The following is a 23,390-nucleotide window of genomic DNA, read 5'->3' as shown; positions in this document are numbered from 1 at the left end:
CCTCTGTCTCTGACATATCCCTTTATTCGATCCCCCTAAGCTCCCGTCTCGCCATCTTTTGCCTTCAAATACTTGATATGGACAGTATCAACCTCGCGATGTACCGTCTGCTTGCTTGGGCGAAGCGCCATTATGGATAGTTATCTTGAGGGATTTAGGGTGCATGTTAAGTCGATCAAACTCATCAATTTCAAAAAATTCCGGGACGATCATCTCGAATTCAACGATGACGTGAATATTTTTGTTGGCGACAACAATGCCGGCAAAAGTACGATTCTCGAAGCGCTTGAGATCGTGCTTAACTTTAGTCACCGTGGTCGCCCCTTCAGTGGCGAGTTTTCTCCTGATCTATTTAACCAAGAAGCAGTCACGCAGTTTTTGGATACCGATCTAAGCGCCCAGCATCTGCCCAAGCTAATCATTGAGGCCTACATTGAGGGGGTGCCAGAGTACCGAGGTTCGAATAACAGCCACCAAGCCGATGCTCAGGGTGTTTTGGTGCAGGCTTGTTTCGATCCTGCACTTGCCGAAGTCTATGAACTTCGCCGACAAGCCAAGCCGTCTTTCACAAGCATTCCCGTTGAATTTTACAAGGTCGAATGGCTAGATTTTGGATGGAATCCCATAAAGCCAATTGCTAAAAAATTCAAGGCGCTTTACATCGACCCGACTCGAATTCACCCCACGTTAGGCAAGAATCAGTACATTTCCAATATCCTCAATACAGCTCTAGAAAAGGAGGAGCTTGTTAAGCTGACGCTCAATTATCGCGAGAACCTTCAAGTATTCAACACCTCAGGCGAGGTGATGGCGGTTAATGCAAATCTTGATGCAGGCCATCTGATAACTGATAGCAAGCTGTCTATAGCTGCCAGTACCTTACCCGTGGGATCCATCCAAACCGGCCTGCAGCTTGAGGTAAATGATGTTCCCTTTCACTTTATTGGAAAGGGTGAGCAGAGCAATGTGCAGATCAAACTCGCTATCCAGAACAAAGCCCATGACATTGATTTGGTGATGATGGAGGAACCGGAAAATCATCTGTCACATACCAACCTGAACAAACTTGTGCACTATATTGAAACTCAGCGTCGTTCCAAGCAGCTGTTCCTCACTACGCACAGCTCCTACGTGCTGAATAAGTTAAGTATCGACAAAATCTGCCTTGTGCAGTCTGGCTACAAGAGGCTACATACTCTAGATCCTGATGTTGTAAAGACGCTGAAGCGTCTACCTGGATACGACACGCTGCGGGTAGCACTGTCTAGAAAAGTCATCTTGGTTGAGGGGCCTTCTGACGAGCTTGTGCTGAAAAAAATCTACCTGCGTAAATATCACCATCTTCCGGAGAAAGATGGGATCGACATTATTGTTGTAAGAGGTGTGGGCTTCAAAACCTTTATCGAGGTTGGAAAGGAGATTGGTACTCGCATTCACGTACTTAGAGACAACGACAAGGACTACTTCCAGAACGTCGTGCCTGCTCAGGCGGAGTACAAGGACTATGCAAACGTAAAAATCTTCTCGTCAAAAAACGACCTGGAGTTCTCACTAGAACCGGCGATGATATATGCAAATTCAGTTGATCAGGCGTCTCTAGCTGCTTTCGCGAAGGAAATTCTATCGGCTCAGACATATAAACTTTATGGGGCCGAGGCTTCCTTGGATGACCGAAGAGAGTTTTTGATCGAGTGGTTCAGAAGTGTGAAGGGCAATGGAAAGGGAGCACGCAAGGTAGACTCAGCTATCCGATTGTTTGATGGCGACCTTGATTTCAAATATCCAGTATTTTTGGATGAGGTGCTCGATTTTGGCGAATGAGCTATGGATAGCGGGGGCAGGTTCGGGTAAGACGCATAAGATTATCAGCGATGCCGTGGACATCGTTAAGGCTGGTGGGCGGGTTCTCGTCGTCACCTACACCACCAATAATCAAGCAGAATTACGAGCGCGTTTTGTTGAACTCAACGACGGGAAAAACAGTGAGGATTTCGTCGTAAAAGGGCTGTTTTCATTCTACTTGGAAGACATGATCCGGCCTTACCAGAGCGTGGTTTTCCCAAGTCGAATTGCTGCCCATTTCTTCACTGAAAATAACCCCCATCACCTCCCAGGTGTTTTCGTAAAGGGGAGGCCTGTATACATCAAAGGGAGAGCCGAAAAACTCACTGGAGGGGCGGTCAACCCCCTGCATTATTTGACTCCTTGTAAGACTATGGCTTATTCAGGCTACCTCGCTAAACTGGTCGCTCTCGTAGGAAAACGATCCAAAAATGCACCCGCCACTCGGCTATCTAGTATTTATCAAAAGGTTTATTTCGATGAGGTGCAGGATCTGGTCGGCTGGGACTATGAGGTTATCAAGTCGCTCAATAAGATAATGCCTGATGGGATATGGTGTGTAGGCGATTTCCGGCAGACGATCTACAGCACGACATTTGGGCACAAGGCACCGTTGACGTCTCAAGAAAAGATCGATTATTTCGTTGGTCAGCTGGGTTTCGTGGAAAAGACCATGCCCACCAATCAGCGATGTATCCAAGAAATTTGCGATCTATCCGATACGATCAATCCTGGGGTTTACGAGAAAACAATCTCTGCAGTGAAAGACGTTCCAGCCGAGATGTCTGATCACCTCGGCAGCTTCGTTGTCAGGCAATCTCAAGTTGATGACTACATATCCGCATTTCACCCGAGCGTGCTTCGGTGGAACGCCCGAACGGGTGCCGGTTACCTGCCGCCAAACCTCGTTTGTTATAATTTCGGTTCTTGCAAAGGACTAGGGTTTGACCGTGTGCTTGTGATCCCTGCGGAAAACCATCTTAAGTTTTTGGCGGGAGACGGCAAGGCGTTTGATAAGGATAAGACCGGAGAGTCCCGGAACAAGCTCTACGTTGCAATCACCCGTGCTCGCTACAGCTTGGCATTTTTGGTTGAGGACAAGAAAGTGAATGAGCTGCCGTTTCCCGTGTGGCCGGGTGTAGCCCGAGCAGTCATATGATAATAAAGCCTTATCTCAGATAGTGATGCGCGGGCCATAGTCATCATGTCGAAGCTTCGGCGTGTCTAGACTGGCTTAATTGAGCAGGGGTCAGAATCAAGTCGAACCTCATGGTTCTGGTCGGGGCCATTCCCTGCCTTTCAGCATCGGCAAAGAGATCGTCTGCCGTGGTGAGATCAATTGCGCCCATACGGCCCGTAATCTTTAGCGGGTTCAGGATACAGCGGCCCTTGATCTGGATTCTCGCGATGCCATCTTCCAGCGTCTCTGTAGCGTCGTAACCTGCCTGCCTTGCAGGATGTAGTAACATGCCGAGTCTAGTAGCAGCTTCGTACTCTGCGACCTCGCCTGTCACGCCCAGCGGCTTGCCGGTCAGGCGATAGAATCTACGCGCGAGCACCTTGGCTTCTTTCAGATCTCTAGGATTTCATCCTGGATCAGTGCAGCCTGCTGAGGTTCGTTGCCATGACTGAGTTCAGTCATCTGCAAAAGCCTCGAGCGCAGCGAGCAGCTTGGCTAGCTCAGCAAGGTTGGCAGTGACGATGTCATATTCTCCTCGACTGCTCAGCCGATACACATCGCGCGCTTTTTTAACGCGGTCGAGAAGAGGGACGACGATGCCGGATGCCCGCTCTAGGAAGTCGTTGATGTCCGCACGTGTCTGGGGGATTTTGTAACCCTTCGCCGCACTTGTGATGATGACGTCCGCATCGCGGAGTTTGGCAATGCCACTGGAGCGGACTCTCTGGCCGTTGACCTCTCCCAGTCCGCTATCTTTTAGATGGGCCATGATCTCCGTAGTCAGCACGTAATCCTTGGTGACGAATTCGCTCTGGAATCTCAAGAACCTCAAGATGCTTAGCTGCAGTCGCTCATCTTCATCGGGGTGCTTACCAACGCGCTCGCTAAAGCGGTCGGCCTGGCGGAGAGCTTCTTGGTGTACCTGGTAGTCTGCATACCCAGATTCATCCGTCGGCGGCGGCAGAAGAGACTGGTACTTGGATGGCCACTCAAGCATTCCAAGAGTCAGGCTGCGGAGGATTTTCTTGTAGGCAAGAACAGCTTCTTCCGAAGCTTTCTCTTCGTAGATCTGAGCGACTGAGCCAGCGAAGAAATCTGCAACCTGAACCAAAACGTTGTCCTTACTGGCCATCGTCTGGAAGGCATCCTTATCGCCAAATAGGTCGTCCACGAATCGTTCTGCAACGTAGCTTTTGAGGCTCTCCTGAAATTCCTGGCCACCATGCTCGTCAACGATCATCTGGAGGTCAGGGTATGCGCGGAACAAGCGTTCATAGAGCAACCCGTTCACGTATTTTATGAACGAGGTCTTGATACGGAGGCCGCCGTCTTTGTGAATTCGGGACTTATCAACGACGGTGAAATAGAGCTTGAATGGCAGCTCGGCTAGCTCGTTTAGGATCCGGGCGCGGCGATCTGAATCCTTGGGCTTCAGATTGCTAGATTTGATCTCGCCTGTTTGAAAATGCCGCTTGCGGAGCGCTTCAGCTTGGGCATAAGCAGCCTCCAGGTCTTTCTCTGCCACTAGAATGGAGCACACGATGAAGAAGTCCGAGCTTCCAGCTTTCGACGTATCTAGGTCGGAATTCCCGGACTCATCCACGAAGGCATATGTTCTGTCCATGAGCTTGCTCCATCAACAACGTACTGAGCGCGGTGGGGCGCCCAATGGCAAGGTGGCGAACTTAGTTCGTCGCAGTGGTACTGCCTGGAGCGGGGCCTTCGCTGAACGTGTAGTTGATGACCACGTCATTTCGGATCAAGACGTCGAGCGTTTTCTGAGTGCCCGTAGTCGTCACCTTCATAGTGACCACGTAGCTTTGAGCATGGGCTGAGCCGTTGGTGTAGGTGTAGATCCACTTCTCGTCAGTCTCGCTGACGGCGCTCTTGGCGTAGGGCTCGCCAAATAGCGACTTCAGTTCTGAAGTGGTGGTTTTGCCTTTGGTGATGCTCGCTACACTGGCTGACGGAAAGTCTCGTCCTGCGGTGTAGTGGGACGTAGCGCAACCGCCTAGTGCGACACAGATCCCCATTACTGCGATGAGCTTTTTCATATCCTTCCTTGATCGTAGAAAGCTCCAAATCTAGCTGGCATCGAGGCTAAAAGCCATCATCAAGGTGATCAGCTACTTTCGTGCATTCGCAGATAAGGCCTTGCACATGTAGCAAGCCGATCCAGGGCAAAGCCCCCTGAACTGCTCCGTCTGAGAAATCAGAGGCGGCGCAGAATCTCGTTGATTTACTGCATAGCCCTGTTGTTCAAAAAAGCCTGAAGCAGTTGTTGTCAGCAAATGAAATCGAGCGATTCCCTGCTCGGCGGCTTTCGCTTCAATGATCTTAAGCACCGTGACACCGACCCCTTTCGATCTGTATGTCGAGACTACGACCAGGGAACGCAGCAACCCGTCCGTACCATGCGTTTCGAAACCTCCCCATGCGACCGTCTCACTATCCTGTGTGAACTCAAAAAAGGTTCGGCCTGGAAGATCAATATCGTCTGCTGGAAGGTCAGCAAATTTCAGCGCATCGCGAAAGCGCTGCGACTGCCCTCCGGCTATTTCCGTTGCCTGGATCATCATATCCACCTCCATCCTCTCATCTCCGTTATGCCGACACGCATGGAACGTTAGGGCACATGCCGAAACAGCAGCCATCATATTCGCTTTACCGGATATTCGCCAAAGCGTATATTCGATTTTCCGTATGCATCGAGTTCCACCATGAGCCCTGCTATCAAAGTGCTTTTCGTGTGCGTTGCCAACTCAGCCCGCTCCCTGCTTGCAGAGGCTTTGCTGCGGCACACCGACCCGCGCTTCGAGGCCTTCAGTGCAGGATCTGAACCGTCTGAGGTTGATCCGCGCACCACTCAGGCATTGGAGGCAGTTGGAGTCGATGCAACGGGCCTGCGCAGCAAGTCCCTCAGCGAGTTTCAAGCTGATCGATTCGATTACGTAATCACTCTTTGTGATAAATCCGCAAGCGAGTGCCTACCAATGCCCAGTGCAGGTGAAGTCATTGCCTGGGATTTTCCTGACCCAGTAACTAGCGATGATCCTGGCGCATTTCGCCATACGCTCCACGACATCCACGAGCGCATCAAGCTCTTCGTTTTGGTCAAGACCAAACACCTGGAGGATCTATGACAGAACCCATGAACCCCACCACCTTATTCAAGTGCCTGGCGGATGACACCCGAGCAAAAATTTCGCTGCTTGTCGTGAGTGAAGGTGAGCTGTGTGTATGCGAGCTAACGGCAGCACTCGACCTGAGTCAGCCTAAGATTTCTCGTCATCTGGCCCTGCTGCGCTCTGCCGGTTTGCTTTTGGATCGTCGCCAAGGCCAGTGGGTGTATTACCGCCTGAATCCTGATTTACCCGCGTGGGTGACTGCAGTTTTGAAGGAAGTGGTAGACGCCAATCAGCAATGGCTGGAAACCGAGGCTAAGCGCCTCTGCGGCATGAACGACCGTCCGATCAACCAAACCGTGTGTAGCTGAGTCACGCCTAACCGGATTAATGAAATGCTGATTGCCGTATTGATCTTTATCGCCACCATCGTCCTTGTCATCTGGCAACCCAAGGGGCTTGGGGTTGGCTGGAGTGCGATGTTCGGTGCCATCGTGGCGTTGCTGGCAGGTGTCGTTACCCTTGCCGACATACCAGAGGTTTGGCGCATTGTCTGGAATGCCACTGGGACTTTCATCGCGGTCATCATCATTAGTCTGCTGCTTGATGAGGCAGGTTTTTTCAAGTGGGCTGCGCTGCATGTGGCCCGATGGGGAGGCGGGAGCACGCGCAAGCTGTTCGCATTTATCGTCCTGTTGGGCGCAGCGGTGTCGGCCCTGTTCGCCAATGACGGAGCAGCATTGATCCTCACACCCATTGTGATCGCGATGTTGCTGGCGTTGCGTTTTTCTCCTGCGGCTACGTTGGCATTCGTCATGGCAGCCGGTTTTATCGCTGATACGGCGAGCTTACCGCTGGTGGTTTCCAACCTGGTAAACATCGTTTCTGCCGACTACTTCGATATCGGCTTCAACGAATATGCTTCGATCATGGTGCCGGTAAACATCGTCAGCGTGGCGGCGACATTAGCCATGCTGCTGTGGTTTTTCCGCAAAGATCTACCAAAGACCTATGACCTCAACCAACTGGACAATCCGGACGAGGCGATCCACGACCGGGCCACTTTTGTAGCCGGTTGGTGGGTGCTGGCACTACTGCTGATCGGCTTCTTTGTCATTGAGCCATTAGGGGTGCCAATCAGCGCCATTGCAGCGGTCTGTGCATTCATTCTTTACGTCATCGCGGCTCGTGGCCACGCCATCAACACAGGCAAGGTGCTCAAAGAGGCGCCATGGCAGGTGGTGATTTTTTCTTTGGGTATGTACCTGGTTGTTTATGGCCTGAAGAACGCCGGCCTGACCGACCACATCGCGCAGTTCCTGAACGTGTTCGCCGGTTATGGCGTTTGGGGCGCGTCCCTTGGTACAGGGCTGCTAACAGCGTTGCTGTCTTCGATCATGAACAACATGCCCACCGTTCTGGTAGGCGCCTTATCCATTCATGCCGCTGAAGTCGATGGTGTAGTCCAGCAAGCGATGGTTTACGCCAACATCATCGGCTGCGATTTGGGCCCGAAGATCACCCCAATTGGGAGCTTGGCAACTCTGTTGTGGCTGCACGTGCTCGCCCGGAAAAACATAACGATCAGTTGGGGTTATTACTTCAAGACCGGGATCGTGCTGACCGTGCCCATCCTCGTCGCCACATTGTCCGCCCTGGCACTGCGCCTCAGTTTCTGAATCAAGGAATCTTCTGATGAAAGTCTTGTTCATGTGCACCCACAACAGCTGCCGCAGCATTCTGTCCGAGGCGCTTTTCAACCACTTGGCGCCCGAGGGTGTAGAAGCCGTCAGCTCAGGAAGCTTTCCCAGTGGCCGGGTGAATCAACGGGCATTGCAAACGCTGGAGGCGGCGAGTATCTCCACGGCGGGCTTGAGCAGCAAGGCTTCGGATGCTTTTGAAGGCTCGCCTCCAGACATCGTGATCACTGTCTGTGACCGGGCTGCGGGTGAGGCATGCCCAATCTTCTTCGGGCCCGCTTTGAAAGCGCATTGGGGGCTGGCCGACCCGTCTGAGGCTAGCGGGTCGGAAGCCGAGATCACCGCAGCGTTTGAAGCCACACTGGCCAAAATTCACGAGCGCGTGAGCGCATTTCTTGCGCTGCCACTGAAGATCATCAGCGCTGAACAGTTGAAAGCTGAACTGGATCGCATCGGTTCGCTTTAAAGATCAACCGAGGGGGTGTCCAACCTGGCGCCGCCGTAGGAGTTTTTATGCAAGACACATTGCCGAACGTACACGCCGACCTGATCGACATTCCGTCGCTGGAGCAACTGTCGCCTCGCACGCCTTCGCTCCATAAACCTCGCATTCTTCTGCTGTATGGATCAACGCGAGAGCGCTCATTCAGCCGGTTAGTCACGCAAGAGGCGGCACGCCTGCTGAATGAGTTTGGCGCTGAAACCAAGATCTTTGACCCATCGGGTCTGCCGCTTCCGGATGACGCTGCCGATACACATCCCAAGGTCGCTGAGCTGCGCGAGCTGATGCAATGGTCTGAGGGGCAGGTGTGGTGCTCCCCTGAGCGTCACGGCTCCATGAGTGCAGTATTCAAAGCCCAAATTGACTGGGTTCCGCTGGCGATAGGTGCTGTACGACCTACGCAAGGAAAGACCCTTGCAGTGATGCAGGTCTGCGGTGGCTCGCAATCTTTCAACGTGGTTAATCAGCTGCGCGTACTGGGCCGATGGATGCGGATGTTCACCATCCCAAACCAATCTTCGGTTGCCAAGGCATTTACCGAGTTCGACGAGGCAGGTCGTATGAAGCCGTCCTCGTACTACGACCGTCTCGTGGACGTGATGGAAGAGCTGATGAAGTTCACCCTGCTGTTGCGGGATCGCCAGGATTATTTGGTTGATCGGTACTCCGAGCGTAAAGAGTCCGCCGAAGAGCTTTCCAAACGCGTCAACCAGCGCTCCATCTAACGTCAGTACGAGGAAGCGATATGAGCCAGATCACGATCTACCACAACCCCGAATGCGGCACCTCTCGCAACACCTTGGAGTTGATCCGTAACAGCGGGGAAGAACCGACGGTTATCGAGTACCTGAAGAACCCGCCTGATCGCACCACACTTGTCAGACTCATAGAGGATATGGGTATCGGAGTGCGGGCTCTTTTGCGTATCAAAGGCACTCCGTACGAAGAGCTGGGATTGGGCGATGCATCGCTGACGAACGAACAGCTCATCGATGCCATGATGGCTCACCCTATCCTCATCAATCGCCCCATCGTCGTGACGCCCTTGGGTACACGCTTGTGTCGTCCGTCAGAGGCAGTCCTCGACCTTCTACCGCAGGAGCAGCGCGGCAGCTTCGTCAAAGAAGACGGACAAGTCGTCATTGATGAGCACGGTCGCAGAGTCTGATACGACAACGGTGAGGTGCCGCGATTGAGCCTGGAGGATGCTGGTGAGTCAGAATTCGAAACTTGATGTTGTGGTCATTGGCGGTGGTCAATCAGCGCTGACAGTCGCCTATTTTTTGAAGCGGTCAGGCTTGTCTTACGTGCTGCTCGATGCGGAGTCGGCACCAGGAGGAGCCTGGCGGCATGGCTGGGACTCGCTGCGACTCTTCTCTCCATCGGCATGGAGCTCGATTGCGGGCTGGCCGATGCCTGCCGTATCAGAAGAAACGCCTCACCGTGATGATGTTATCGACTATCTGACTCTGTACGAGCGTCGATATGACTTCCCCATCATCCGATCCACCAGGGTGACCCGTGTCGAAAAAATCGAAGAAGGATTACGGGTTGTCTCCGGGGATAGAAACTGGGATGCCAAGGCGGTTATCAGTGCAACAGGCACCTGGAGCCGCCCATTTACCCCTAGCTATGCCGGACAGGAGTTGTTCGTACGGCAGCAGCTTCATTCCGCTCATTACGTTGGGCCGAATGAGTTTGAGGGGAAAACCGTCCTTGTCGTGGGTGGTGGCAACTCGGGAGCCCAGATTTACGCCGAGGTTTCTAAAGTGGCTCAGGCAATCTGGGTAACTCAAAAGGCTCCAAAGTTTCTACCTGATGAGGTTGATGGGCGCGTCCTGTTCGAACGAGCTACTGCTCGATTGAAGGCGCAACAGGAAGGTGTGGAGCCTGAACAACCCGCTGGGGGGCTGGGCGACATCGTAATGGTGCCATCGGTGAAGGACGCTCGTGAACGCGGTGTATTGAGCGCAGTACGGCCATTCACGCACTTCACTTCAACAGGCGTTGTTTGGTCATCAGGAGACGAAACAGCGGTGGATGTCGTCATCTGGTGCACTGGGTTTTCTCCAGCGCTCGACCACCTGGGCAACCTGGGTATCGTTGACGATGACGGTAAAGTCGCCGTGAATGAAAACCGGAGTGTTGCTTCACCTAATCTGTGGCTGGTGGGCTACGGCGATTGGACGGGGCTAGCCTCCGCTACATTGATCGGAGTGACCCGCTCCGCTCGAGATGTAGTCAACCAAGTCCAAAGCTATCTCACAAGCGAAGCCTGATGGCTCGCGAAGCAAATCGAGTGCGCCTACTGTTTATACGACTTCAAGATCGGGGAAGAGAATAGGCTCCAGTGGCGGAGTTGCCTGGCACAGTCCGAGCCGCCAGTAGCCGACGTCGTGCCATTTCCCAAGCTTGAAGCCAACCTCCGGATATGTACCGATGTGGACGAATCCCAGCGACTCGTGCAGACCCACACTGCCTTCATTGGGCTGAGCAATTCCGGCGTAAGCTGCACGAAAGCACTGTTTTTCAAGGATCGGAAGCAAAGTCTCATAGAGCTCACGGCCAACGCCCTGACGGCGAGCCGATTCAGCTACGTACACCGTCACGTCCACCGCCCACCGGTAGGCTGGACGTGCGCGGTGCTGGCTGGCATAGGCGTAGCCCTCGATCTCCCCACCTTCTTCGGCCACTAGGTAGGGATACGTCTGAAGTGTCGTCGCTATCCGCTGAGCAATCTCCTCACCGCTTGGCGGGGTCTCTTCGAATGAGATCGCCGTGTTCGAAACTATGGGAGCATAAATGCGCTGGATTGCCTGTGCATCTGTAACCACTGCAGCTCGAATTCTGACAGGCATGTGAGTCGTCCCTGAATAAAAGTTTGAAAATTACCTTTCCCGGATCAGTTTCGCCATTAGCCCATTTGAAAAAAACGAGCTGTGTGAAATCTAAAATTCAGGTCGCAATGCATGTTCTCAGTTCTGCACCTTCGGCTCATCAAATTCATCGGCTGCATCAACAACGCAGAACACTGTAAGCGTGCGCTAAGCGACCCGTCCTGACGGCATCGCTTAGCCGACCTCAAAATAAAATGCTGAGTAACCATCCGATAAGACCTCCCGCCAGGACGACCAACCATGTAGGAACCTTCCAGAACATCAAAGCCACAAGCGCTATCAGCGCCAAGCCAAAATCTGTAGGAATCAATATGGCGCTCGTCCAGACTGGGTTATACAAGGCTGCCAGGAGAAGGCCTACAACTGCTGCGTTTACGCCTGAAAGTGCGGCTTGGGTGCGTAAGCTTTTCCGCAGTTGCTCCCAAAATGGCAACACGCCGATTACGAGCAAGAACGAAGGAGCAAAAATTGCAACGACGCACGCGGTAGCCCCGAGCCAACCAGAAGGTTGGGCATTCATGGACGCGCCAAGAAATGCTGCGAAGGTAAAAAGTGGGCCTGGTACGGCCTGTGCTAAGCCATATCCGGCAAGAAACGTGTCATTGGCTACCCATCCGTTCGGCACGGTCGCCGACTGAAGCAACGGCAGCACAACATGCCCACCTCCGAAAACTAATGACCCGGCGCGGAAAAAGGCGTTTACCACAGCTAACGCTTGTGAGGGCCACAACTGAACCAGCAATGGCAGGCCAGCTAACAGGCCGAAGAACAGCAGCAACGACACCACACCGACTTTCCTGCTCACCGGTATCGGCAAAGACTCAGTAGTCTGGCTTTGATCGGTTTTGAAGAGCATTAGTCCTATGACGGCACCGAAGAAAATCACGCCGATCTGCCCCCAAGCATGTGGCCAAAGCATTGCAGCATAAGCCGCAAACACGGCGACGGTTATTCGAGGGGCATCAGTGCAAAGACTACGGCCCATTCCCCAGACGGCTTGAGCAACGACAGCCACCGCGACAATTTTAAGACCGTGCAAAAGACCGCTCGGAAACGCGCCTCCCCACGCGGACATACCCTGAGCGAATAAAACCAAGATTATTGCCGAAGGCAATGTGAAACCTGCCCACGCAGCGACTGCTCCTGGAAATCCGGCACGAGAAAGTCCTATACCTATGCCAACCTGGCTACTGGCGGGCCCCGGCAAGAATTGGCACAGGGCAATCAAATCCCCATAACTGCGCTCGCTCAGCCATTGGCGTCGGGCAACGAATTCTTCGCGAAAGTAAGCTAGATGTGCAATCGGGCCTCCGAAAGAAGTGAGACCTAGGCGCAGGAATACCAGAAATACCATCCATGGGGACTCAGTCGTAACACCCTTTGAACGTCCCTCGGCTGACAAGATTCGTTACTCCCCACATGACTGCTATAGAACACCAAATACGACGGCCTCCCTCACCGGCATATCTCGGCTTCGATATGCCGTCGCACACTGTATCGTGATCCTAACGACAAAATGATGGCACTTCGTTAGACGGTGCTCCTACAGCAGAAATTCTGATGGAGAGAAATTCTGCTGTCAGCTCATTTTCTAATCACCTCGATAGAGTGGCTGTGGCAACGGCAGGCGCAGCGCTGCGACGCAAAATCAGGACTCCACCGATTGCAGCCAAGGTCGAACCGATCAACACGCCGACTTTTACCTCGTCAATCAGGTGAGCTGATCCAGCAAACGCCAAGTTGCCAATGAACAGGCTCATGGTGAAGCCGATGCCACACAGGAGCGCAACGCCGTAAAGCTGTGCCCAATTGCTGCCTTCTGGTAGTTTGGCCAGGCCCATACGAATGGCAAGAGCAGCCAATAGGAAGATGCCAATCTGCTTGCCCACCAACAAGCCCAGCGCAACACCCAGAGGAACCGGATCGACTAGGTTCTCCATGGAAATACCTGCCAGTGAAACGCCCGCATTGGCGAAGCCGAAAATCGGCACCACAGCGAACGCAACCCACATGTGCAGCTTTTCCTCCAGGAATAGCAGTGGAGACCGGGCTTCCTCTTCAGGCTTGCCCATTGGGACGCACAGAGCTACAGCGACACCCGCAAGGGTGGCATGCACTCCCGACTGCAGCACGAAGAACCACAGCACACCGCCGACCAGCAAATAAGGGAATAATCGTCTGACGCCCAATCGATTCATTGCGATCAGAATGACCAGGGTTACGAGCGATGCCAGCAACATCGGCATGGAAAGACCGGTGGTGTAGAAAAAGGCGATGATGACTACAGCACCCAGGTCGTCAATGATCGCCAAGGCGGCGAGGAAGACCTTCAGCGACGTAGGGACTCGCTTACCTAGGAGCGACAAGACGCCCAGGGCGAACGCGATGTCGGTAGCGGCAGGGATAGCCCACCCCTTCAAGGTCTCAGAATTCCCCCAGTTGATTGCGATGTAGATCAGCGCAGGCACCACCATGCCGCCTATAGCACCAAATCCCGGCAAGGCACGCTGGCCCCAAGTGGATAGCCCGCCTGCCAGAACCTCCCTTTTGATCTCAAGGCCGACCATCAGGAAGAAGATAGCCATCAGGCCATCATTGACCCAATGCTCCACAGACATGCCCAGCCAGACACTGTGCAAGGCGGCAAAATAACCTTGCGAGAGAGGCGAGTTAGCCACAATTAAGGCCGCGAGTGCTGCGCCCATCAGTACGAGACCGCCAGCGGATTCCGACGATAGGAAGCGAGCCAGGATCGCGGCTGCTCTAGGGGTTTCTGCGGGAGTTCTGCTGTGAGTCATCAGTGTCCTTACGCTTTGATCCAAAGCGATTATTTTAACATCCGAGGTTTACCAACGCGGCAGGGCACATAGCCTGTAACGATTTACACCAAGCCCTAATCAGCCTCCAGCCTGTTCCCCGGCAGAGGCTCGCTCACGAAACTCAGGAGCACGCTCCAAGCGCATATCCTCAATAGGCGAGCGAACATTGATCATTCCTTACAGGCGTGTGGTTCCCCGGATATTTGATGATTGAAGCAACTGAAACCCACCATAAATGCCCGCACCTCAGCGCGATCCTCCGACTGTGGCATTTCAATCTGGAGTAAGCCTATTTGGGGATATACGCTGCTACCGACTTGCGAATTTCTTCCCGCGCTTCATCCGCGCTCCCCCAACGCCCCATCTTCACCCACTTACCCGGCTCCAGTGCCTTGTAGTTTTCGAAAAAATGCTGGATCTGTGCGAGGAGTAACGCAGGGAGGTCTGAGCACTCCTTTACATCGCTGTACATTGAGCTGAGTTTTTCATGAGGCACTGCGATCACCTTGGCATCCGCACCAGCTTCGTCCGTCATGTACATCACACCCACCGGGCGACTGCGGATGACAACGCCAGGTGAGACGGGATAAGGGCAAACCACCAGGACGTCCAGCGGATCACCATCGTCGCTCAGCGTGTTCGGGATAAACCCGTAGTTGGCCGGATAGAACATCGGTGTGCTGAGGAAGCGGTCAACGAAGATCTGCCCACTTGGCTTGTCCACTTCGTACTTGATCGGAGTGTGGTTTGCAGGAATCTCGATAACGGTGAAAAAGTCATCGGGGATGGCTTTGCCAGCTGGGATGTCCGCGTAGCTCATGTTCATAGCTCCGAAGTTGTGGAGGGGGCTGCGCTGGAAGGCGTTTTTCCAAGGGTGCCCATCTCGATTGGCGTCTTAGTGAAAAACACCGATATCTCCTCGGAGTCCAGTCGTGTGAACAACCGTTCTGCCTCATCTTCCGTGATTGCCAAGCGAATCTCCGTGGGTTGATCCGCCAGCTCAAAAAAGTGCGATGAATGCAGTTTTCCGGTGTGCCCAAACCCTTCGATTCCAGTGCAGAGCGTGGCGCCTCGCAAACCCATTTCTTTAGCCACGTCGACGATCCATTCGCCTAGCATCTTTCCCTGATAGCGACGGTTTTGTTGAGTAAAGAAAACGACCATAAAGCCTTTCATTTCGATCTCCTCAGCGAGTACCAATCATTTGGTAGGACAGAAGCCCGGCAGCAGTCATCGCTAACGAACCTACGACGTGCAACGAAATTGAGCCGAGCGCCCAGAGCAGTCTGCCTTCCTGAATCAAGGCAACCGTTTCGGCTGAAAATGTGGAAAAGGTGGTAAGCCCACCACAGAAGCCCGTGATGATCAGGAGACGCCACTCTGGGCTTAGGGTCGGAGATGCGGCCAAGAAGGCGATGGCCAAGCCGATGATGTAACCCCCAACCATGTTCGCGACCACAGTACCTGGAGGAATCGTTGGGAACAGAGCATTCAGCTTCATCCCCAAGAGCCAACGCAACCAAGCTCCAAGTGAAGCGCCAACAGCGATGACGATTAATGACTTCAGCATGGCGAGCCCACCTCATCAGACCTGAATGGAATAACAGGCGGAGGGCAGGTGCAGAGAAGAAATCGAGACTCGAAGGGTAAGATCATATCCTGTCCTAAATTGGAGGACAGGGAGGCACACCTACGCACCCTGTCCAGGGTTCACGTAGGCATCATCAGCACGAAGGCGGTTAAAGGAGGAATGCCATCTCCTGTTCTGATCCTATAGCATCAGCGCCAATGGCATCAAGAGCAGTTACACGCGAGCGATCTGAAGGCCCCTTCGGCCAGGCAAGATGGTTGATCAATGATCCAGGCAGGGGTCGACCCTTCGCCCAACCAGATTAGTTGGCGCGTCTACATCGATTTAACCGATACCACTTCCACATACTTGTACTTTTTCCTAGCAGCCTTCACAGCCTCCTGCTCAGCAAGCAACGAGCTCAACGTGTCGGCCTCGTGGATAAACTCATGCATCTTCCCCTCGAATTCGTTTCCAACCCGAAGCGTGACCTTCAGCCTAGGCGTAAATGCTTTTGCCACTTTCTTCTTCGCTGCTGGAGCGACCAGCGGTTTGGCGAGCACAACTTCTTCCACGGGCTCCGGCACTAGCGACGTAGAAACTTGCTCCTCTGGCTGAGGTGTGCCGAAAAGGGCATGACGCATTTCTTCTTCAGTTAAATCAGAGCTCATAGAACATCTCAAAGGGACGCATTTCGCTGGGCAAGTTCTAATAGGATTGTTGCTGACCGGTGTTCGGGGAGCCTGCGGAGACGTCAAATCCCCAATTCGATTTCAATACAAGAGCCTCGCAAGGCTCGCGAAAGCTGCGCCTTTGGCAGCAGTGTAATGAGCCCATCAACTAAGTTGCTAGCGTGACGAGCGTACAGCGTGACTGTGCCTGCATCAGGCGTTCGACCTGGCACGATGGCACCTACCCGCTGCTGGGCAATTTTCAGTATGCTCAAGACGTCCTGACTCACCTCATTGGTGGACAGGTGTTCAACCAATGGTCTGGGTGGAGGGGCGGCGCGGCTCCACATTTCTATGACCGCTTGGAGGAGTCCGTCTGAGCCAAGATGCTCGAGGGCCATTTCCCATAGCTGACCTTCCTGCGCCATATCCAGGCGAGCCCTAGTCATTACGGAGTTCTAGCAAGTGAGGCTCTTTCTTGATTGCGAGTTTTCCCAGCTCTCGGCGGCTGCGAAGCTGATATCACTCGCATTGGTGGCTGAGGATGGGCGCGAATTCTACGTGGAATTGCTCGATGCTTGGCAAGAAGAAGACTGCAGTGATTTCGTTAAGGAAATCGTGCTTCCGCAGCTGTGGGGTGGGAGCTACGCATTGCCCATTGTTGAAGCCAGGATGTCGCTGCTCAGGTTTCTGACGTCGTTCAAAAAGGAGGTCGAGATCGTCACTGATGCTCCCCAGTACGACTGGGAGCTTTTTTGCGATCTAGTCTATGACGGCGGGCGATGGCCCAGAATCGTTCGTAACTTTCCTACTGACGCAACGACACTTACTCCGACTAGCGAGGGTGAGGAACTGCCTCACCACGCCTTGCTCGACGCCAGGATTATTGCCGGCATGTTTGCGCCAATGTACCGAGGGAACGGGTTATCCTGATCAGAGCACGGATCAACCATTTGGATTGGGCTGAAGAGTGGGGCGAAGCATGAAATGGAAAGCGCGCACGACAGAGCAAGTCGCGGAGCTAATCTGCGGGGACAACACAGAAGGCTATTTCCGCTACCTCACCGGCCCCAATTTGACTCGGTTCTTCAGGGACGCCGACACAGATTTCGTCCATGACGGCTCAACGCGCCGATTCTGGGTTGCGGATGTCCTTCAAAAAATCCTGGATTTTCCAAGCTCAAATCCGTCGATGCCACCAGATGCAATGCTCCGTGTGATTCGCCTTCTCATGGATAATGAAGATGCCTTCAACGAGAAGCCGCCCCGCTTGAACGCGCTCATGGCAATAAACGGAGCGATCAAGCGCGAGGGCTTTGAGGCATTCTTTGCAGATGACGACCAGTGCTATCTGCGTCACTGCCGCACCGGCGCAATAGGAAATGAATCCGCGAGCCCCCACCGTCCTCTTTCTGCCGCAGAAATTGAGAAGAAAAATCAGCTGATCTTGTACCTTGATCAGTGCTCAGAGGACGATCTGATTGAGCATGTCCTGCTTCCTCTGTTCAGGCAGTTAGGATTCGCTCGGATCACATCTACAGGGCACAAAGACAAAGCCTTGGAGTATGGGAAAGACATCTGGATGAAGTTCACGCTTCCCACCCAGCACGTCATCTACTTTGGCATCCAAGTGAAGAAGGGAAAACTAGATTCCTCCGGAGTGACGAAGGGAGGACAAGCCAACGTCGCCGAGATCCATAACCAGGTGCTGATGATGTTGGGCCACGAAATCTTTGATTCAGAGCTCAGCAAACGCGTCTTGGTCGATCACGCTTTCATCGTCGCGGGTGGAGAAATCACCAAGGCTGCTAGAAACTGGATCGGTGGCAAGCTCGATCAATCCAAGCGGAGTCAGATCCTCTTCATGGATAGAGAGGACATCGTCAATCTCTTCGTGGTGTCGCCCTTGATCGTTCCGCAAGTGCCGAGAAAAGCATCTGTACTATTCGACGACCCAATCCCCTTTTAGATGGGTATGGCTAGTCGCCTATCGTGGAATTACATCCCTAGTTCCAAATCGATCTATAAAGATGCCCTACGACCAAGGATGATCGCCAATGCCTTCTATGCGCCCCTCTCAATACGCCATGCAGCAGCGCACCGACGGAGGGCCTTTCCTTCGTATTGATCTTAGTGACGCAGTGGTGCTGACCGAGGAGGAGCTTAAGGCCGTCGAATTAGGAGAGGAGTATGAGTCGATTAGCGACGAGATCTATGGGACGTCTCGTGTCTACTACAGCGATGTCGCTCTGTTAGATGATGCGCCTGGTTGGCATCTGATTTTGGAGGTGGCTCCGGAGTATCTGACTCTTTATCCCATCAATGCTCGGTTTGAACATCCTGAATACGCTCAGCCCAAGTACGAAGCCATCACTTCGATCATCATTACCAGACCCGTTTACCAGCCTTATACACATCCGACCGATGAGTACGAAGTCGATGAGCTGCTTAGCGGTATACCAGCTGGGTTATCAAAGGATTGGCGATACGGCCTAGGTTTTCATTACGAATACCGATACCTAGTAAACGCGCTGAGTCCGTTGGAGGGAGTGGACACGCTCATCCTGCACGGCGGTACTGGTAGCAACGCTGCAAAGGTTAAGGGCAACGAGTTCTACATTGGAGTTGATCTTCTTGACCGTCTGAAGAAGAGCTTGGATCGATTGACGCAGCGACATCAGCGAGAGACTGCAGCGGACAAAAAACTCGTCTGTTACACCAGCTTGCTGCATCAGGCAGCGCCGGAGCTGTACCCAGCCAAGGCACGAAAGCTACCTCCGGATCTGCTTGCTAGCTTAGTTTCATTGGGGTCGGCGACGCCTACTCTTTCATCTAATGATCAGCAGCAGGCAGTCAAGCTGGCGCAACAGAGCGTCCCTACCCTGGCGAAATCCGCACCACACACTCTCTACAACCTGAAGGCGGAGATTGAACTGGTCACCCTTGGCCAGCTCATTGACGTCTATAAAAAAATGATGGAAAGCAACGTTGCGGAGCCGAAATGGCAGAGCTTCCTCAGCGGAAACCCATTTATTCTCGACATGGCCTTCGGATACCCCGTTAAGAAAATTGCCGACCAACCCTACGTAGGCGGTAAGAATTTTAGTGGTCGGGGTGGGCAGTATTCCGACTTCCTAATGGCAGCCAAGGCTACCGGCAACCTTGCGTTGATCGAGATCAAACATCCCCAGCATGATCTATTGGGGAGACAGTACCGGCAAACCTATATCCCGTCCTTCGAACTGAGTGGATCGGTCGCCCAGATCGTCAGTCAGCGAAGCAACGTACAGCGCGAGATAGATAGCCTAGCGCGTGGCTTCAAAGAGCGTGTTCACGCACATGCAGTTGCGGCCATCGTCATAATTGGCCGCACTCCGGAAGAAGAGGATAAGCAGGAAGCTTTTGAGCAATATCGAAATGGGCTCAAGGATGTGCTTGTGGTCACCTTTGATGAGTTACAGATTCGCCTTGAAAGTATCTATCAAGCGCTGACACCACAAACTCCAGAGGAGCCTGAGGGGATAAGAGATGAAGACCTGCCCTTTTAGAGACCGACGCAGCCATTGGGAGTCTGATAGTAACGAGTGTCTGTCCCTCCAGGCGCTAGTAGTCCATGTTGGTGTGAAGCTCCCACAGATGACTCCAGTGGTCGATAAACCTCTCCAACGCTTCCTCCCCGCCCGAGGTTGCCTCCTTGTAAGACTGCAACGATTCTTCGTCGAACGAAGGGTCAATGCCAGCCTCCATCAGCCGGTAGGCGCCGGCGAGATGCCCCATGGATAGCAACTTGTCTACATCATCGAAGATGGCGCAATTTAACTCGTGATCATTGGCCCCTATAGGGATCAAAGAGAACCGGGCACTTTTGCCAAATTTTGTCATATTCCCAGGAACGGTTCCGATGCTCGGTATATGCACATGCAACGCCCCTTTATCATTTTCGTAACCACCGTGGGCGAATGGATTACGAATACGTTCCTTGATATCTCGCATTCCCTGAAGCGTTTTCCGTGCTTTAGGCGATGGATTTGCTCCTAAAAGCTCGTCGAGCTTCTCATTCCAAGTCTTAGACATGAAGGCTTTGAAACCATCCTCAGGCAAAGGAACGCCGGTAAAGGCACGGAGCAAATTCAATCTATGCTCTAAGGCGCTGAAATATGCATCAACCATGGCAACCGAGTGATAAAAGCCTTCCTGCTGCGCCTTTATGCTCCGGTTGTAACTATTCATAAGCGTAGAAATGAAGCCTTGAGGAAATTCGTGCCCTTCCTTGAGCTTTTCCTTAGCTTTACGCTTGGCACGTCGAAACGCTTTTTCTGCTTGGCCTCGGAAAAACTCATAACGTGACACGAATTCATTGAGGTGATTGCCGATAGTCACATTGCCTGAAGAAACCTGCCGTTCGAGCACCGGTTTGAGGAATTTCTCGACAATGTTTACAGCGCTTTTGAGCTGCCCCTCGATACGCTTTCTACTCTTATTCAGGGCTAGCGAGCTGAGCAAGTTAAGGCCGAATTTGCCGAGCTCAATGGCGATTGGCTCTCCACTGAATGTGCCATAGACTGTCCATCGAACCTTCTCGCGAGGCCCATACCATTTCCAACCCAGAAAATTTCGCAGCATAAGCAAGAGCATTTCCGGCACTGGAAAATCCTCACGATGCAATCGCGAGCTGCTCAGTTCGTAGATATCAATGGTAGGAGCGTCGCTAGAAAATCCTACTAATCTTTTGGCCAGATCATTACGTAACAGCTCAAGCCGCCCCTTTTCCAATTCGCCGCTTTCTCGCATTACCGACCTCCTTTGTCGAATCGTCTATCCGCTAAAGGCTCAGCATGAACGGAATAGATACTGTTTTACTAACGGTCAACCTGACATCCGCCCATGTCGCGCCTACAACCTGATGAAGATCCGTTGGGCCAAGGTGTTCCTATGCAATTCTCCAAAGCAGTCCTTCCTGTGACATTTCTAGCCGGGAGCTTGTCGTTGAAAAATCATTCGGAATCAGTTTGCTCGGATGTGGTTGTTTTAAGATATCTGCGAACAGTGGTCTTCGACAGTCCCAGCGCTTCCGCGATCTCAGCGACCGGAACGCCCTCACTATTCAGGCGATTAGCCTCCGCCGCCTTTTGCGCCGCATCGGATCGGACAGGTCGACCAGGCGGCAGCTTTCCTGCTTGTGCTAATGACTCCATCTCCTGATCAATCCTGTCCTTCGAAATCCTATTTAGCTGCTTATTCAGACGCTTTAGCCCCTCCCTAAACGGCTCATCGGACTGTAGACACGTCGCCATGAGAATCAGCGAGGCCGGCTCCACCTCCAGCAGCGCTGCAAGACGAATGAGCACATCAATCGTGATGTTCACCTCTCCACGCTCTATCCGGCCCCAGTAGGAACGGTCAATCGTGATCAGGTTTTCCTGCGTAAAACCCTTTCTTCTTCGCAATGCTCGTACTACTACAGCCAGGGCTTCTGCGGCCTCCATTACATTTCCCCAAGTAAATCGAGGATAAGGCCATATTGCGGAGAACCATAACACGGACTATCATCCGTATTATGGTGCGATCAGCGCTTTTAGGCTGGCTTCCCGCGATTCGATTGACGCCTCCAAGCCAACGCAGCTGCCGTGCGGAGAGACGCTTTGCGAGGGGCGAGCGCCAACAAGCGGGGTTGAATTGTCAATTTCCGGGTTATTAATTGAGGTAAATCCTATGGCTAGCGTCCAAGAGCCCGACTTTATGAAAGGGCCGAGAACGCCCCTTGAGGGCTTGTTAGGTACTTCCGAGGCACGAGCTTTATCAGTCGAACGATTTCCTAGAAAGCCCTACTGCCTAGTCAGAGACTGGACAATATTTCGAATCGAAGTAACTCCCGACGAACTCGCCAAACTGCATGCAGTGGGCCAGCTCCCAATGATCGTTTTTGCTCACAACGTGGTCGAGGATAGCCAAGGCCGTTTCGAGAGGGGGGATTGGGTTCGTTCAAGCATGTGCACCGGTTTCCACGACGGGGTCGTGTTCGAAACGAGGAACACTGTCTACGTCTTGATCGGCCCTGGCCATGAACAGCCTGCCAGCCTGAAGGAAGTATTTTCCTTCTTCTAACATGCGCTTCGTAACGGAGCCCTTTGAGGCTCAGGAAATACAATGTTTAGAACACACGACGCCGATATGCTTGGCATGCCGGGGATGTTTGGTGAAGGCCAGTACCAATGGCATCAGGTATCCAAAGTTCTTCGAAATCACTGGTATCACGTCACCGTCCAGGCTCAGCACAAGGGCCGAACCACAGAAGTGGTTCTAATGATCGACAGTGAACCTCGACTACAGCAGGTGCTGATTGCACAAGACGAGGAGACGATCATCACCGACGTTCAGGTGGTCACGCCGGCATATATGAATGGCTCCGCAGGATGGCGCATGGAAGCACTGACCAAGGTGACGCTTGGCGAAGACCAAAACGAGTGTGTTGTGTGCCTGCTAGATGTGGAGAACGGCTCCAAGTATCACAGCTCTCACCAACCTGGCTTCAACACTGATGCACTGAGCAACCTTCGTCCGATCTATCACGCGAACATGATTCGTACAGCCTGAGATTTACCAAGAATCCCACACGATATCAGCGCAGATGTTTCCGTGTGGATTTCCTGGTAACGCCATACGGGCTGCGAAAGGAGCGCAATTATGTTGAACACTCTGGATGTGAATTTTCATGGAAAACGACATACGGATTTCGATCTCGAACGAATCCTAAAAGCACAAGCGCAAGGCTTCGACAAACCGATAACAGCCTATCTCTGCAGAGTATCCATAAAGGCTCGTGCCGGATTAGGCGTCGTGTTTGGTCACAACCGTAAAGACCAATATGGGCGGTTTGGTGATGGTCATCTGATCCGGACTTCTGACGTGATTAAGGCGGAGCGCGAGGGTCGATTTTGGGTACTTACCACAGAGAACTCACGCTACGTGATCGCGACGTTTCAGCACGGTAATGGGCGTGCGAGCCTGCGAGATTTTCTACGTATTTCACAGGGGCAGCACCATTTCACTCCACCATTGTTGCAGTGACGGTCGCGCCCATTAG

At 52.9% G+C, this 23,390-nt stretch carries 28 protein-coding genes and 1 riboswitch; of the genes, 15 read left to right on the top strand and 13 right to left on the bottom strand.

The features are described 5' to 3' along the window. Positions 1-159: 159 nt before the first annotated feature. Together K5R88_RS20135 and K5R88_RS20130 are read left to right on the top strand one after the other, a co-directional pair. A complete protein-coding gene (locus K5R88_RS20135; protein WP_177050786.1) occupies positions 160-1,821 on the top strand; it encodes an ATP-dependent nuclease in 1,662 nt (553 codons plus the stop codon). Then, a complete protein-coding gene (locus tag K5R88_RS20130; protein WP_317451555.1) occupies positions 1,760-3,001 on the top strand; it encodes a UvrD-helicase domain-containing protein in 1,242 nt (413 codons plus the stop codon). Before K5R88_RS20135 ends, K5R88_RS20130 begins: the two co-directional genes overlap by 62 nt. Positions 3,002-3,044: 43 nt before the next feature. Here K5R88_RS20130 and K5R88_RS20125 read toward each other — a convergent pair whose 3' ends face one another. The 4 genes from K5R88_RS20125 to arsN2 form a co-directional block, all read right to left on the bottom strand. Continuing rightward, positions 3,045-3,401, bottom strand: coding sequence for a hypothetical protein (locus tag K5R88_RS20125; RefSeq protein WP_226298247.1), 357 nt, complete (start codon positions 3,399-3,401; stop codon positions 3,045-3,047). 75 nt (positions 3,402-3,476) lie between these two features. Next, entirely contained in the window at positions 3,477-4,646 is a 1,170-nt protein-coding gene (locus K5R88_RS20120; protein ID WP_177015387.1) for a DUF3800 domain-containing protein, read from the bottom strand. Positions 4,647-4,707: 61 nt separating this feature from the next. After that, complete coding sequence (locus K5R88_RS20115) at positions 4,708-5,076, bottom strand: hypothetical protein (protein WP_177015388.1); 369 nt, start codon at positions 5,074-5,076, stop codon at positions 4,708-4,710. 72 nt (positions 5,077-5,148) lie between these two features. Continuing rightward, entirely contained in the window at positions 5,149-5,601 is a 453-nt protein-coding gene (gene arsN2 / locus K5R88_RS20110) for an arsenic resistance N-acetyltransferase ArsN2 (protein WP_226298246.1), read from the bottom strand. Between the two features lie 141 nt (positions 5,602-5,742). On the opposite strand from arsN2, the gene K5R88_RS20105 reads away from it, so the two are divergent. Genes K5R88_RS20105 through K5R88_RS20075 form a run of 7 tightly spaced genes read left to right on the top strand, consistent with a single transcriptional unit; the run spans position 5,743 to position 10,628 of the window. Then, on the top strand, positions 5,743-6,165 hold the full coding sequence (locus tag K5R88_RS20105; protein WP_177015390.1) for an arsenate reductase ArsC: 423 nt from the start codon (positions 5,743-5,745) through the stop codon (positions 6,163-6,165). Then, the gene (locus K5R88_RS20100) at positions 6,162-6,518 is read left to right on the top strand and encodes a metalloregulator ArsR/SmtB family transcription factor (protein ID WP_175385216.1); all 357 of its coding nucleotides are present in this window, start codon (positions 6,162-6,164) and stop codon (positions 6,516-6,518) included. Before K5R88_RS20105 ends, K5R88_RS20100 begins: the two co-directional genes overlap by 4 nt. A 24-nt stretch (positions 6,519-6,542) precedes the next feature. After that, positions 6,543-7,826, top strand: a complete 1,284-nt coding sequence (locus K5R88_RS20095; protein WP_177015391.1) for an arsenic transporter — start codon at positions 6,543-6,545, stop codon at positions 7,824-7,826. Between the two features lie 16 nt (positions 7,827-7,842). Next, positions 7,843-8,313, top strand: a complete 471-nt coding sequence (locus tag K5R88_RS20090) for an arsenate reductase ArsC (protein WP_177015392.1) — start codon at positions 7,843-7,845, stop codon at positions 8,311-8,313. A gap of 47 nt (positions 8,314-8,360) precedes the next feature. Beyond that, on the top strand, positions 8,361-9,074 hold the full coding sequence (gene arsH / locus K5R88_RS20085) for an arsenical resistance protein ArsH (protein ID WP_038443860.1): 714 nt from the start codon (positions 8,361-8,363) through the stop codon (positions 9,072-9,074). Between the two features lie 20 nt (positions 9,075-9,094). Continuing rightward, the gene (arsC, locus tag K5R88_RS20080) at positions 9,095-9,517 is read left to right on the top strand and encodes an arsenate reductase (glutaredoxin) (RefSeq protein WP_007247287.1); all 423 of its coding nucleotides are present in this window, start codon (positions 9,095-9,097) and stop codon (positions 9,515-9,517) included. A gap of 37 nt (positions 9,518-9,554) precedes the next feature. Then, on the top strand, positions 9,555-10,628 hold the full coding sequence (locus K5R88_RS20075) for an ArsO family NAD(P)H-dependent flavin-containing monooxygenase (RefSeq protein WP_177015393.1): 1,074 nt from the start codon (positions 9,555-9,557) through the stop codon (positions 10,626-10,628). Between the two features lie 33 nt (positions 10,629-10,661). Here the strand turns inward: K5R88_RS20075 and K5R88_RS20070 are convergent, their stop codons facing one another. The 7 genes from K5R88_RS20070 to K5R88_RS20040 all read right to left on the bottom strand — a co-directional run bounded on the left by K5R88_RS20070 (position 10,662) and on the right by K5R88_RS20040 (position 16,306). Then, entirely contained in the window at positions 10,662-11,207 is a 546-nt protein-coding gene (locus tag K5R88_RS20070; RefSeq protein WP_055135313.1) for an arsinothricin resistance N-acetyltransferase ArsN1 family B, read from the bottom strand. Between the two features lie 223 nt (positions 11,208-11,430). After that, positions 11,431-12,600, bottom strand: coding sequence for a chromate efflux transporter (chrA, locus tag K5R88_RS20065; RefSeq protein ID WP_159936671.1), 1,170 nt, complete (start codon positions 12,598-12,600; stop codon positions 11,431-11,433). 241 nt (positions 12,601-12,841) lie between these two features. Then, a complete protein-coding gene (gene nhaA, locus K5R88_RS20060; protein ID WP_055135311.1) occupies positions 12,842-14,044 on the bottom strand; it encodes a Na+/H+ antiporter NhaA in 1,203 nt (400 codons plus the stop codon). A 310-nt stretch (positions 14,045-14,354) separates the two neighbouring features. Further along, entirely contained in the window at positions 14,355-14,885 is a 531-nt protein-coding gene (gene ppa, locus K5R88_RS20055) for an inorganic diphosphatase (protein WP_055135310.1), read from the bottom strand. 2 nt (positions 14,886-14,887) lie between these two features. Further along, positions 14,888-15,241, bottom strand: a complete 354-nt coding sequence (locus tag K5R88_RS20050) for a DUF190 domain-containing protein (RefSeq protein WP_008438039.1) — start codon at positions 15,239-15,241, stop codon at positions 14,888-14,890. 10 nt (positions 15,242-15,251) lie between these two features. Further along, complete coding sequence (gene crcB, locus K5R88_RS20045) at positions 15,252-15,635, bottom strand: fluoride efflux transporter CrcB (protein WP_055135309.1); 384 nt, start codon at positions 15,633-15,635, stop codon at positions 15,252-15,254. A 138-nt stretch (positions 15,636-15,773) separates the two neighbouring features. Further along, positions 15,774-15,835, bottom strand: a riboswitch (Fluoride riboswitch). Positions 15,836-15,970: 135 nt separating this feature from the next. After that, complete coding sequence (locus K5R88_RS20040) at positions 15,971-16,306, bottom strand: hypothetical protein (RefSeq protein ID WP_055135308.1); 336 nt, start codon at positions 16,304-16,306, stop codon at positions 15,971-15,973. Positions 16,307-16,771: 465 nt separating this feature from the next. Between K5R88_RS20040 and K5R88_RS20035 the strand changes: the two genes are divergently transcribed. The 3 genes from K5R88_RS20035 to K5R88_RS20025 all read left to right on the top strand — a co-directional run bounded on the left by K5R88_RS20035 (position 16,772) and on the right by K5R88_RS20025 (position 19,854). Continuing rightward, positions 16,772-17,239 carry a 3'-5' exoribonuclease gene (locus K5R88_RS20035; RefSeq protein ID WP_169905806.1) on the top strand — a complete coding sequence of 156 codons (468 nt, stop codon included), beginning with the start codon at positions 16,772-16,774 and terminating at the stop codon, positions 17,237-17,239. Positions 17,240-17,288: 49 nt separating this feature from the next. Continuing rightward, positions 17,289-18,275 carry a hypothetical protein gene (locus K5R88_RS20030; RefSeq protein ID WP_177050781.1) on the top strand — a complete coding sequence of 329 codons (987 nt, stop codon included), beginning with the start codon at positions 17,289-17,291 and terminating at the stop codon, positions 18,273-18,275. Positions 18,276-18,363: 88 nt separating this feature from the next. After that, complete coding sequence (locus tag K5R88_RS20025) at positions 18,364-19,854, top strand: Shedu immune nuclease family protein (RefSeq protein ID WP_226298245.1); 1,491 nt, start codon at positions 18,364-18,366, stop codon at positions 19,852-19,854. A gap of 55 nt (positions 19,855-19,909) precedes the next feature. Here K5R88_RS20025 and K5R88_RS20020 read toward each other — a convergent pair whose 3' ends face one another. Together K5R88_RS20020 and K5R88_RS20015 are read right to left on the bottom strand one after the other, a co-directional pair. Further along, a complete protein-coding gene (locus K5R88_RS20020; RefSeq protein ID WP_177015397.1) occupies positions 19,910-21,097 on the bottom strand; it encodes a hypothetical protein in 1,188 nt (395 codons plus the stop codon). 203 nt (positions 21,098-21,300) lie between these two features. Further along, complete coding sequence (locus K5R88_RS20015; RefSeq protein WP_169907394.1) at positions 21,301-21,792, bottom strand: helix-turn-helix domain-containing protein; 492 nt, start codon at positions 21,790-21,792, stop codon at positions 21,301-21,303. 226 nt (positions 21,793-22,018) lie between these two features. Here K5R88_RS20015 and K5R88_RS31030 point away from each other — a divergent pair, with 226 nt between their 5' ends. The 3 genes from K5R88_RS31030 to K5R88_RS20005 all read left to right on the top strand — a co-directional run bounded on the left by K5R88_RS31030 (position 22,019) and on the right by K5R88_RS20005 (position 23,374). Continuing rightward, a complete protein-coding gene (locus K5R88_RS31030; protein WP_373462067.1) occupies positions 22,019-22,411 on the top strand; it encodes a DUF6957 family protein in 393 nt (130 codons plus the stop codon). A gap of 42 nt (positions 22,412-22,453) precedes the next feature. Continuing rightward, entirely contained in the window at positions 22,454-22,900 is a 447-nt protein-coding gene (locus tag K5R88_RS20010; RefSeq protein WP_169907393.1) for a hypothetical protein, read from the top strand. Between the two features lie 90 nt (positions 22,901-22,990). Then, the gene (locus tag K5R88_RS20005) at positions 22,991-23,374 is read left to right on the top strand and encodes a hypothetical protein (protein WP_169907392.1); all 384 of its coding nucleotides are present in this window, start codon (positions 22,991-22,993) and stop codon (positions 23,372-23,374) included. The last annotated feature ends 16 nt before the right edge of the window (positions 23,375-23,390 follow it).

The sequence above is a fragment of the Pseudomonas sp. MM213 genome, from assembly GCF_020423045.1.
GTDB lineage: Bacteria > Pseudomonadota > Gammaproteobacteria > Pseudomonadales > Pseudomonadaceae > Aquipseudomonas > Aquipseudomonas migulae.
Note: the sequence above shows the minus strand (reverse complement) of the source record. Positions and strands in the feature narration are given on the sequence as shown.